This window comes from Klebsiella sp. 7-CIP_Kleb., assembly GCF_050378655.1.
Classification (GTDB): Bacteria; Pseudomonadota; Gammaproteobacteria; order Enterobacterales; family Enterobacteriaceae; genus Klebsiella; species Klebsiella quasipneumoniae.
The window spans coordinates 209,398-218,422 of record NZ_JBNRLJ010000007.1; the positions used below are offsets into that span (position 1 = coordinate 209,398).

The window sequence follows — 9,025 nt, forward strand, 5'->3', positions numbered from 1 at the left end:
CATAAAAAAGGCCACTCAAAGTGGCCAAATAAGACGGACAATGTCGAGGGCGCCTGCGGGCGCCTTTTTCTTTACTGACCGGCGAGCGCACGCGGGAACAGCACGTTATTTTCCAGACTGATATGCTCCATCAGATCGTCGATCATCTCGTTGATACCGTTATACATTGCCTTCCAGGTGGTGCAGGCTTCCGGCGGCGGCGTCACGTTATGGGTGATATGTTTGATTACCTCCAGCAGTTCGCCCGCTTCATCATGCTCGCTTTCCATTACGCCGATCGGGCCCCCGGCCTGGGCGCCCATCCCCTGTTTGATCATCGGAAACAGGATCTGCTCCTCTTTCATCATGTGGCTGGAGAGCTCCTGCTGCAGCATGGTCAGGTACTTCGTCAGACCTTTCGGCACATTCGGCTTATCGGCGTGGACCCGTTCAACCTTGGTGGCCTGCAGGATCAGCTCCGGCAGCTGTTCGCGGTGCCGGTCATGATAGCGAACGATGATATGGTCGATGATCTCCGCCAGAGGCGCCGCGCGCCAGTCGCGGGTGATAGGCTCCCCGGCCAGTTTCTCCAGCTCGGCCTCAATCACCGCGACATCCAGCGCTTTGCGCGATGCGGCGCGCGCCAGCGTCTGTTTGCCGCCGCAGCAGTAATCCATATCGTATTGACGGAACAGGGCGGAGGCGCGCGGGATGGTCAGCGCCAGCTCGCCTAAAGGTTGGTCACGGAAAGCCATAGCAGTTACCTCGTCATCAGGAATATAAGATGTATTTTAAATGCATCTTTATGGCGAGGGAATACCCCTTAATAGGGCCCGGCTACTTTTTTTCGTTCGTCAGCGGTTGCAACGTCGGTTTTTCCGGCCTGGCGCGGACGGCGGAGACCACGCCGAGCACCAGCAGCAGGATACCGCTCAGGGTCAGCAGCGGCGGTAAACTTTGCCGCAACAGAAAGGTATACAGAAGCCCGGCCAGGGTTTCGAAAACGATAAGCGGCCCGAGGATCACCGTCGGTAATCGTTGACTGGCAATATTCCAGCACAGCGCGCCGACCCATGAGCAGAGCACCGCGATGGCCAGCATCAGCGTAATAAACACCGCCGGGCGCGGGCCGAAGGGCAGGGGGAACCCGGCCTGCTGACCGTGCAGCCAGGCGCAGGCGGCGAGATAGCCGGCCAGCGAAACCGGAAGCGTCACCAGCGCCTGAGCGGTAGCCCACATCATCGGCGGTTGATGCGGGTTCTCCCGAAGCCAGCGGGCGTTGCGCAGGGCATACCAGGCCCAGCAGACCACCGACCCCAGCGCCAGCGCAATGCCGGAGCCGTAGCGCCACGGGCTAAAATCAGGCAGCCCCTGGCGCAGTTCCGCGACGTTAACGCAGATCAGGCCGACGGCGATGCAGACCAGCGCCGGAAACAGGCGCCGCCATGGCAGCTTTCCGTCGCGCTGGCTGTAGAGCAGATTGGCGAAGACCGGCAATACCACCGGCAGCGTGCCGATAATCATGGTGGAGACCGGCGCCCCGGTACGCTGAATGGCGCTGGCCAGGCAGACGTAATAGATAAGATTTCCCATCATCGTCAGACCCAGCGCGGTCCACCAGTCGTTCCGGCTCAGCTGGCGCAAACGCGCGCGCCCGAGCCATGCCAGCGGCAGGGCGATCAGACCCAGCGCCAGATAGCGTCCCATCGACTGCAGCATCGCCGGATACTCTGGCACCAGCAAAGGCCCGACGAAAATTAAACCCCACATCAGCCCCGCCAGCAGGGCATACAACACACCACTAATCATCATTGCATCCATTGTCATCACTGTTGTCTGCAGTGTAGAAGGAGGCCGGGCGGGAATATTGTATGAGATTGCGCATCAGCGCCTGGCGACCTGCTTCTGATAGCGTACCGGCGTAATGCCGTAACGCTGGGTGAAGGCGCGGGTCAGGTGAGACTGGTCGGTGAGGCCGACGGCTATCGCCACTTCGGCGGCGGGCATGCCGTGGGTGAGAAACGCTTTGGCGCGCCACAGGCGGATGGCCATCAGCATCTGATGGGGCGTTACGTGATAGTGGGCTTTAAACTGGCGCTGAAAGTGGTACGGGCTCAGCGCCGCCACCTGCGCCAGCTCGTCGAGGGTGATGGGGCGCATATAGTTATCATGCAGGTAGTCGCGCACGCGGTCGAAGCGATGCCCGGCCTCACCCTGCGCCGAGGCATGGTGGGCCAGAGGGCGGAAGGCGTCGATGAGGTCGAGTAGCATTCCCTGCTGGGCCAGCGCATCTTCGCTGTGCCACAGACCGTAAATCAGCTGGCCAATCCGCCGGGACCGCAGGGGATCCTCGCGAACCACCTCGCTGAACCACCAGTCGCGCACCCCGGTGATGGCTTCCAGACGGTCGGGCTCCAGATAAATCATCCGGTAGCGCCAGCCGTCGGCGGTTTCCGCTTCGCCGGTGTGCAGCTCGTCGGGATTCATGGTGACAATGGCGTTGGCGGCGGCAATGTGCTGACTGCCGCGGTAGCGAAAGCGCTCGGCGCCCTGCTCAATCACGCCAATGCCGAAAGCTTCGTGGGTATGGGGTTCAAAGGCGTAGCGGGAGATATGGGCGTGGTAAAGCTCTACCCCGGGCAGCTGTTCGAGATGGCGAAAGCGCGCGCGATCTTTTTCATCACTAAATTGGGGTGGTACGCCCTGCATGCCTGCCTCCCGACGATTAATCTCTTCAATATGAGAGAGGAACCGCCGGGACGCAACCGCAAAAGCTGAGAGGGGCGGTTACAGAATGCCTTTCACGCTTTCGGCAAGGGAGGTGGTCGGACGGCCGATCAACGTACTCAGGGTGCGGCTGTCGTCAAACAGCCCGCCTTTCGAGGCGCCGACGTCGGAGTCTGCCAGCATATCGGCCAGACCCGCCGGCAGGCCGACGCTTTTCAGCGCGGCGGCAAAGTCGGCTTCGCTGAGGTTTTGGTAGACCACGTTTTTACCGCTTTGCTTGCTCAGCTCAGCAGCCAGGTCGCTCAGCGTCCAGGCGTTATCACCCGCCAGTTCATAAACTTTCCCTGCATGGCCTTCACCGGCGATAACGCGGGCGGCCGCGGCGGCATAATCTGCGCGGGTAGCGGAGGCAATTTTACCTTCGCCGGCGGCGCCGATAAACACGCCGTGCTCCAGCGCCGGCGGCGCGCTGGCCAGATAGTTTTCAGTATACCAGCCGTTACGCAGCAGGGCGTAAGCGATACCCGAGTCGGCCAGCATCTGCTCAGTTGCAATATGCTCTGCGGCCAGGCCCAGCGGCGAAGTGTCGGCGTGCAGCAGGCTGGTGTAGGCGATGAACTTCACCCCAGCGGCTTTGGCGGCGTTGATGACGTTGCGGTGCTGTACGGCGCGCTGGCCGACTTCGCTGGAGGAGATTAACAGCAGTTTATCCACGCCCTGCAGCGCGGCGGTCAGCGCCGCTTCGTCGCTATAGTCGGCCTGGCGGACGACAACGCCCTGCTGGCTGAGAGTCTGGGCTTTGGCCGGGTTGCGGACAATCGCCACAATCTGGCCGGCAGGGACGGTTTTAAGCAGATCTTGCAGAACGTAGTGGCCAAGCTGGCCGGTGGCACCGGTAAGAGCGATCATTAGTCTTCTCCTTCGTGTTTAGTGGCAGTTGTGGTAAGCTAACACCTTAACTAACTTTTAGTAAGTACGTACAAAAAGGTAAGTGTGAAAATGGCCGAACCGACGCTGAGCGAGAAACTGCGCAATGGCAATTTGTTTGCGGAACAGTGCCCGTCGCGCGATGTGCTTAAACATGTCACCAGCCGCTGGGGCGTGTTGATTCTGGTGGCGCTGCGCGAAGGAACCCATCGCTTCAGCGATCTGCGGCGCAAAATGGGCGGGGTCAGCGAAAAGATGCTGGCGCAGTCGCTGCAGGCCCTGGAGCAGGATGGTTTTATCGACCGCGTCTCTTATCCGGTGGTGCCGCCGCACGTTGAATATAGCCTGACGCCGCTCGGCCTGCAGGTGAGCGAGAAGGTGGCGGCCCTGGCGGACTGGATCGAGGTTAATCTGCCGGCGGTGCTGGCTAGCCACGAGGAGTGAAAATGTATCACTCCCTGTAGCCCCGGTAAGCGCAGCGCCACCGGGGAACAGGGATTACTGACTCAAATCCAGCTGATAAATGGCGAAGCCGATATCATCGGCGGCCACCTGACGCATCGGATACTGGGCTTTCTCTTTGATAAACGCCGCGGCTTTGTCGCCAGGCGAGGTCTCAAAACGGATATCCAGCGACGTCTTACTGTGGATCGGCGCCAGACGCCAGTTGTTATCCGCCGCCGGATGGATCGCGCCATCCTTCTTCGATTGCGCGCCAATCCACGCCGCCAGCACTGAACGGTTTTCATCCGGTGAGGCGAAGGCGATATGGCTTTCGCCGGTGCCAGCGAATTTACCGCCGTACGCGCGATAGTTATTGGTGGCGACCAGGAAAGTGGCCTGCGGATCGACCGGTTTGCCGTTGAAGGTCAGGTGCTTAATACGCTCTGCCTGCGGATGGATCATCTGACATTCGCCGTCGTAGCGGGCCGGCTGAGTGACGTCGATCTGGTAGTTCACCCCGTCAATCACGTCGAAATTATAGGTGCGGAAGCCGTCCCAGTTGATCAGCGACTGCGGCTTGCTGCTGGTCGGGTCAATCTGGTTAAACTGCCCGGCAGAGCACTCCAGCCACTCCTTGACCTCCTTCCCGTTGACCTTCATCACCACCAGGGTGTTCGGGTAGAGATAGAGGTCGGCGGCGTTGCGGAAGGTAAGCTGGCCTTTTTCCACTTCCACGAAGCTCGCCGGATCGTTTTTACGCCCGCCGACTTTAAACGGCGCGGCAGCGGAGAGTACCGGTAGTTTCGCCAGATCCGGGTCGCCCTGAATGTAGTGTTCGACGTAGGCTTTCTGCGCCATGTTGACTACCTGCACCGTCGGGTCGTCCTGCACCAGCGCCAGATAGCTGTACATGTTGTCGGCGGACTTGCCGATCGGCTTACTGACGAACTCGCGAGTAGCGTCGTGATCGGCTTTCAGCACCGCCACCAGCTTACCGTCTTCGTCCGCCAGCGATTTCTTCGCCACCGCGTCGTAGATTGGCCGTGCTTCCGCTTTACTCTGAGTCACCTGCCATTTGCCGCTGTCGTTGTTCAGCACCAGATCGACCACCCCGAGATGATCGCCCCACATTCCCGGCATTACCGCCGGTACGCCGTTCAGCGTCCCTCTGGCGATATCCGCGCCTTTAATGGTGGCGAAGTCTTTGCCTGGGAATACCGCGTGGGCGTGGCCGAACATGATGGCGTCAACGCCGGGCACCTGGCTTAAGTAGTAGACTGAGTTCTCGGCCATCGCCTGATACGGGTCGGCGGAGAGGCCGGAGTGAGCGACCACTACCACCACATCAGCCCCTTTCGCCCGCATCTCCGGGATATATTTGCGCGCGGTTTCGGTAATGTCGTTGACCGTCACTTTGCCGCTAAGATTGGCTTTATCCCAGGTCATGATCTGCGGCGGCACAAAGCCGATATAGCCGATGCGCAGGGTGTGGGATTGACCTTCGCTGTCCTGAACCGGGGTATCCTTGATCAGGTACGGGGTGAACAGCGGTTTGCCGGTTTTGGCATCGATGATATTGGCGTTCACGTAGGGGAATTTCGCCCCGGCTAGCGCCTTGTGCAGGAAGTCGAGGCCGTAGTTGAATTCATGGTTGCCCAGGTTGCCGACGGCATAATTCAGGGTATTCATCGCCTTATACACCGGATGAACATCGCCCTCTTTCAGTCCCTTGGCGGCCATGTAGTCGCCCAGTGGGCTCCCCTGGATGACATCCCCGTTATCCACCAGTACGCTGTTTTTCGCTTCTGCCCGCGCCTGTTCAATCAGGGTGGCGGTACGCACCAGGCCGAATTTCTCCGTGGCGGCATCTTTGTAATAGTCAAAGTCCATCATATTGCTGTGCAGATCGGTGGTTTCCATGATCCGCAGGTCGACCGTTGCGGCGTTGACGCTGGCGGCGATCAGCGTGGCCAGGAGCGTTGCGCTAAACTTAATCATCAGAGGCGTCCTTTTTTATGAGCGATAGCACAGAAGAAAATGTATTTATATTCTGTTGCTTACAGAAATGTGAATCTTGCCAGAAAAGCGGGCAGAGAAACCGCCATCGTTATCACAGATAGCGGAACTTGCGGTGATGCGATATAAATAAAACAACAAGTTAACGCCACTGTAACCAGACGAGGTGGAGAATGTTAGAACAAGTATGTCAGCTTGCACGGAACGCGGGCGATGCCATCATGGAAGTCTACGATGGAAACCAGCCGATCAACGTCGCCAGCAAGAAAGATGATTCTCCGGTCACGGCGGCGGATATCGCGGCGCATAAAGTCATTGTCAGCGGCCTGCAGGCGCTGGATGCCACCATTCCCATTCTGTCGGAAGAGGACCCGCCGGCCTGGGAAGTGCGCCAGCACTGGCAGCGCTACTGGCTGGTCGACCCGCTGGACGGCACCAAAGAATTTATTAAGCGTAACGGCGAGTTCACCGTTAATATCGCGCTGATTGAAAACGGCAAGCCGACGCTGGGCGTGGTCTATGCGCCGGTGATGAAGGTGATGTACAGCGCGGAAAAAGGCAAAGCCTGGAAAGAAGAGTGCGGCGTGCGCAAGCAGATCCAGGTCCGCGATGCCCGTCCACCGCTGGTGGTGATCAGCCGCTCCCATGGCAACGATCCGGAGCTGCAGGAGTACCTTGTGCAACTGGGCGAGCACCAGACCACTTCCATCGGCTCCTCGCTGAAGTTCTGCCTGGTGGCGGAAGGCCAGGCCCAGCTCTATCCGCGCTTCGGGCCGACCAGCACCTGGGACACCGCCGCCGGCCATGCCGTCGCGGTCGCCGCCGGGGCGCATGTTCACGACTGGCAGGGCAAAACCCTCGACTACACGCCGCGTGAATCCTTCCTCAATCCCGGCTTCCGGGTCTCTATTTATTAAGCAATTTATGCAGCAGGTCGATCACCTGCTGCACCTCTTGCTGAGTGAGCGCGCCGTCTTTGGCCCACTGGATGCGCCCGCTCTTATCCAGCACCACAATCGCCGAGCTCTTCTCGTCCAGCTGCCAGGCTTTTCGCACCAATCCATTGCTGTCGACGATAAATTGCGACCATGGGAAGAGCTTTTTATTGCTTTCGATACTGTTGCGCACAAACATACCGGTGCCCGGGATGGCATCGTCGGTATTGACGATGGTGGTGGTCTGATAGCGATCGTGCGGGAAGCCCGCCGCTTTAATCGCCTCGATCAGATTGGCATTTTTCTCTTTTGCTGACGAGCGTCCGGCGATGTGCTGGACGACGCGCACTTTTCCCGCCAGCTGCGAGCTATTCCAGTTTTTATAGCTAAACTTATCATTATCCAGAATTAATTCGCCCCGATCCGCGACGCCGACCGGCGCCACGCGCTGGCCATCGACAAAGTTATGCGCTGAGGCCAGCAGCGGCACGAGGAGTAACGAGGCGGCCAGTATGCTACGTAGGGTCATACGGTTTCCTTAATCATTTTTTGTGCAGGTGATCCGACCACTTGGTCTCGTTTAATCATAAGTGCGATTGGTGGTGATTACCCGCAATGAGGATGCCAGTTTGCGTGTTGACGCACAAATTAGTCGAAAAACGGCGACTTATACTTACTTCATCGTATGTCTGAAACGAAAATTCTGAATTATTGTCATCAAAGGGTAAATAAACTTATACATACTGGGTCCCTCTGAGATTCTGGACTATAGTTTTAGGGCATTAAAATTTGCGCTCCCGATACGTGGGCTAACTGTGGCACCACAGGAGCGTAACCCTGGCAGGAGAGAAGAATGAAAATTTTCCAACGCTACAATCCGCTGCAAGTGGCGAAGTACGTGAAGATCCTGTTTCGTGGACGGTTGTACATCAAGGACGTTGGCGCATTTGAATTTGATAAGGGCAAAATCCTTATCCCGAAGGTCAAGGACAAGCTGCATCTGTCAGTGATGTCCGAAGTCAATCGTCAGGTGTTGCGTCTGCAAACTGAGATGGCATAACCTGAAACGTAGCAGTACGTAGTAGGTAAAAGACGGCTCCCGATGGGAGCCGTTGATGTTTTTAACCCTTCATTTCCGCATAGCGTTTGCGATATTCGCCCGGTGGAATACCGTTATGTTTACGAAACAAGCGGGTGAAATAGACCGGATCGCTGTAGCCTACCGATAAAGCAATTTTGTTAAGCGGGAGCGAGGTGCTCTGAATAAGCCACCTGGCGCGGTTGATGCGTTGCGTTTCCCGCCATGCATAAACCGTTTGCCCCAGTTCATTTTTGAAAAGGTGCGCCAGACGTGAAGGGGAGATAAATACCATCGCCGCCAGGGTCTCGATTTTTACCTCCTGCGCAATATGGGCGTTGAGGTAGTCGCAGACGGCGTTAATCCGTGGGTCGTGGGCGTGACGGTTGCTGATGGGCTGTCGCTGAAAACAGTGAAGGATCAATCTTTCCAGGGCGTTCATCGCCAGCGCTTCCGACAGCGGCGCGGATGCCGAGTGATGGCGTATCACTTCGTAGAACAGATCGCGCAGCTGCTGGAGCTGTTCGGGATCGTTAATGGTTGTTTTGCCGATACCGTGAGTAGTTTGGTCCCACTTTAGCCAGTCTATCCAGTAGGGGCGGGGGATAAAGTAGATCCACAGATGGTCCCAATACTCGCTGTGCTCGTCCCTGCCGTAGTGATGGGGCACCCCGGGAGGAAACAGCAGCAGATCGTTTTCCCGGCACAGAAGGAAGCCATCGCCCGCCTTCGCCCGCGCCTGGCCGCGCAGGGTCAGATTAATGATGTAACCTTTCATCCCCTGCGGGCGGTTAATGTAGTAGTCCAGCGTGGAGCCGCGGGTAATCGGCGTGAAGCCTGCGACGACCCAGGCATTGAAGGTAAAGGTCTTCATCAATGGCGAGAAATTGAGTAGCTCATTGATATCCAGTTCCATTCT

General features: G+C 57.9%; 10 protein-coding genes. 3 read left to right on the forward strand and 7 right to left on the reverse strand.

Annotation, left to right across the window (positions count from 1 at the left end; all coding sequences use genetic code 11):
* Positions 1-71: 71 nt before the first annotated feature.
* The 4 genes from ytfE to ACQUTI_RS21450 form a co-directional block, all read right to left on the reverse strand.
* Entirely contained in the window at positions 72-734 is a 663-nt protein-coding gene (gene ytfE / locus ACQUTI_RS21435) for an iron-sulfur cluster repair protein YtfE (protein ID WP_004206471.1), read from the reverse strand.
* A gap of 82 nt (positions 735-816) precedes the next feature.
* Positions 817-1,788: a DMT family transporter gene (locus ACQUTI_RS21440; RefSeq protein ID WP_004206472.1), complete on the reverse strand. Its 972-nt coding sequence runs from the start codon at positions 1,786-1,788 to the stop codon at positions 817-819.
* Positions 1,789-1,863: 75 nt separating this feature from the next.
* On the reverse strand, positions 1,864-2,688 hold the full coding sequence (locus ACQUTI_RS21445; protein ID WP_004206473.1) for an AraC family transcriptional regulator: 825 nt from the start codon (positions 2,686-2,688) through the stop codon (positions 1,864-1,866).
* Between the two features lie 78 nt (positions 2,689-2,766).
* Positions 2,767-3,615 (reverse strand): SDR family oxidoreductase, encoded by an 849-nt coding sequence (locus ACQUTI_RS21450; RefSeq protein WP_048294053.1) that lies wholly within the window; start codon positions 3,613-3,615, stop codon positions 2,767-2,769.
* Between the two features lie 90 nt (positions 3,616-3,705).
* On the opposite strand from ACQUTI_RS21450, the gene ACQUTI_RS21455 reads away from it, so the two are divergent.
* Positions 3,706-4,077 carry a winged helix-turn-helix transcriptional regulator gene (locus ACQUTI_RS21455; RefSeq protein ID WP_004206475.1) on the forward strand — a complete coding sequence of 124 codons (372 nt, stop codon included), beginning with the start codon at positions 3,706-3,708 and terminating at the stop codon, positions 4,075-4,077.
* 54 nt (positions 4,078-4,131) lie between these two features.
* On the opposite strand, the gene cpdB is transcribed toward ACQUTI_RS21455, so the two are convergent.
* Positions 4,132-6,075: a 2',3'-cyclic-nucleotide 2'-phosphodiesterase gene (gene cpdB, locus ACQUTI_RS21460; RefSeq protein ID WP_186602570.1), complete on the reverse strand. Its 1,944-nt coding sequence runs from the start codon at positions 6,073-6,075 to the stop codon at positions 4,132-4,134.
* Between the two features lie 191 nt (positions 6,076-6,266).
* Between cpdB and cysQ the strand changes: the two genes are divergently transcribed.
* Positions 6,267-7,010, forward strand: a complete 744-nt coding sequence (gene cysQ / locus ACQUTI_RS21465) for a 3'(2'),5'-bisphosphate nucleotidase CysQ (protein WP_428923361.1) — start codon at positions 6,267-6,269, stop codon at positions 7,008-7,010.
* Here the strand turns inward: cysQ and ACQUTI_RS21470 are convergent.
* Positions 7,000-7,557, reverse strand: coding sequence for a YtfJ family protein (locus ACQUTI_RS21470; protein ID WP_004206478.1), 558 nt, complete (start codon positions 7,555-7,557; stop codon positions 7,000-7,002). The two genes, cysQ and ACQUTI_RS21470, sit on opposite strands and share 11 nt — an antisense overlap.
* A 324-nt stretch (positions 7,558-7,881) precedes the next feature.
* Here ACQUTI_RS21470 and ACQUTI_RS21475 point away from each other — a divergent pair, with 324 nt between their 5' ends.
* Complete coding sequence (locus tag ACQUTI_RS21475; RefSeq protein WP_002886707.1) at positions 7,882-8,088, forward strand: DUF1107 domain-containing protein; 207 nt, start codon at positions 7,882-7,884, stop codon at positions 8,086-8,088.
* A 61-nt stretch (positions 8,089-8,149) separates the two neighbouring features.
* Here ACQUTI_RS21475 and araC read toward each other — a convergent pair whose 3' ends face one another.
* Positions 8,150-9,022: an arabinose operon transcriptional regulator AraC gene (araC, locus tag ACQUTI_RS21480; RefSeq protein WP_004206480.1), complete on the reverse strand. Its 873-nt coding sequence runs from the start codon at positions 9,020-9,022 to the stop codon at positions 8,150-8,152.
* Between the last annotated feature and the right edge of the window lie 3 nt (positions 9,023-9,025).

Bases quoted from the DNA above. Each gene is read 5' to 3' on its own strand.
- ACQUTI_RS21470 (WP_004206478.1), bottom strand. From the start codon at position 7,557: ATGACCCTACGTAGCATACTGGCCGCCTCGTTACTCCTCGTGCCGCTG.
- ytfE (WP_004206471.1), bottom strand. From the start codon at position 734: ATGGCTTTCCGTGACCAACCTTTAGGCGAGCTGGCGCTGACCATCCCG.
- ACQUTI_RS21450 (WP_048294053.1), bottom strand. From the start codon at position 3,615: ATGATCGCTCTTACCGGTGCCACCGGCCAGCTTGGCCACTACGTTCTG.
- araC (WP_004206480.1), bottom strand. From the start codon at position 9,022: ATGGAACTGGATATCAATGAGCTACTCAATTTCTCGCCATTGATGAAG.
- ACQUTI_RS21445 (WP_004206473.1), bottom strand. From the start codon at position 2,688: ATGCAGGGCGTACCACCCCAATTTAGTGATGAAAAAGATCGCGCGCGC.
- cysQ (WP_428923361.1), top strand. From the start codon at position 6,267: ATGTTAGAACAAGTATGTCAGCTTGCACGGAACGCGGGCGATGCCATC.
- ACQUTI_RS21455 (WP_004206475.1), top strand. From the start codon at position 3,706: ATGGCCGAACCGACGCTGAGCGAGAAACTGCGCAATGGCAATTTGTTT.
- ACQUTI_RS21475 (WP_002886707.1), top strand. From the start codon at position 7,882: ATGAAAATTTTCCAACGCTACAATCCGCTGCAAGTGGCGAAGTACGTG.
- ACQUTI_RS21440 (WP_004206472.1), bottom strand. From the start codon at position 1,788: ATGATTAGTGGTGTGTTGTATGCCCTGCTGGCGGGGCTGATGTGGGGT.
- cpdB (WP_186602570.1), bottom strand. From the start codon at position 6,075: ATGATTAAGTTTAGCGCAACGCTCCTGGCCACGCTGATCGCCGCCAGC.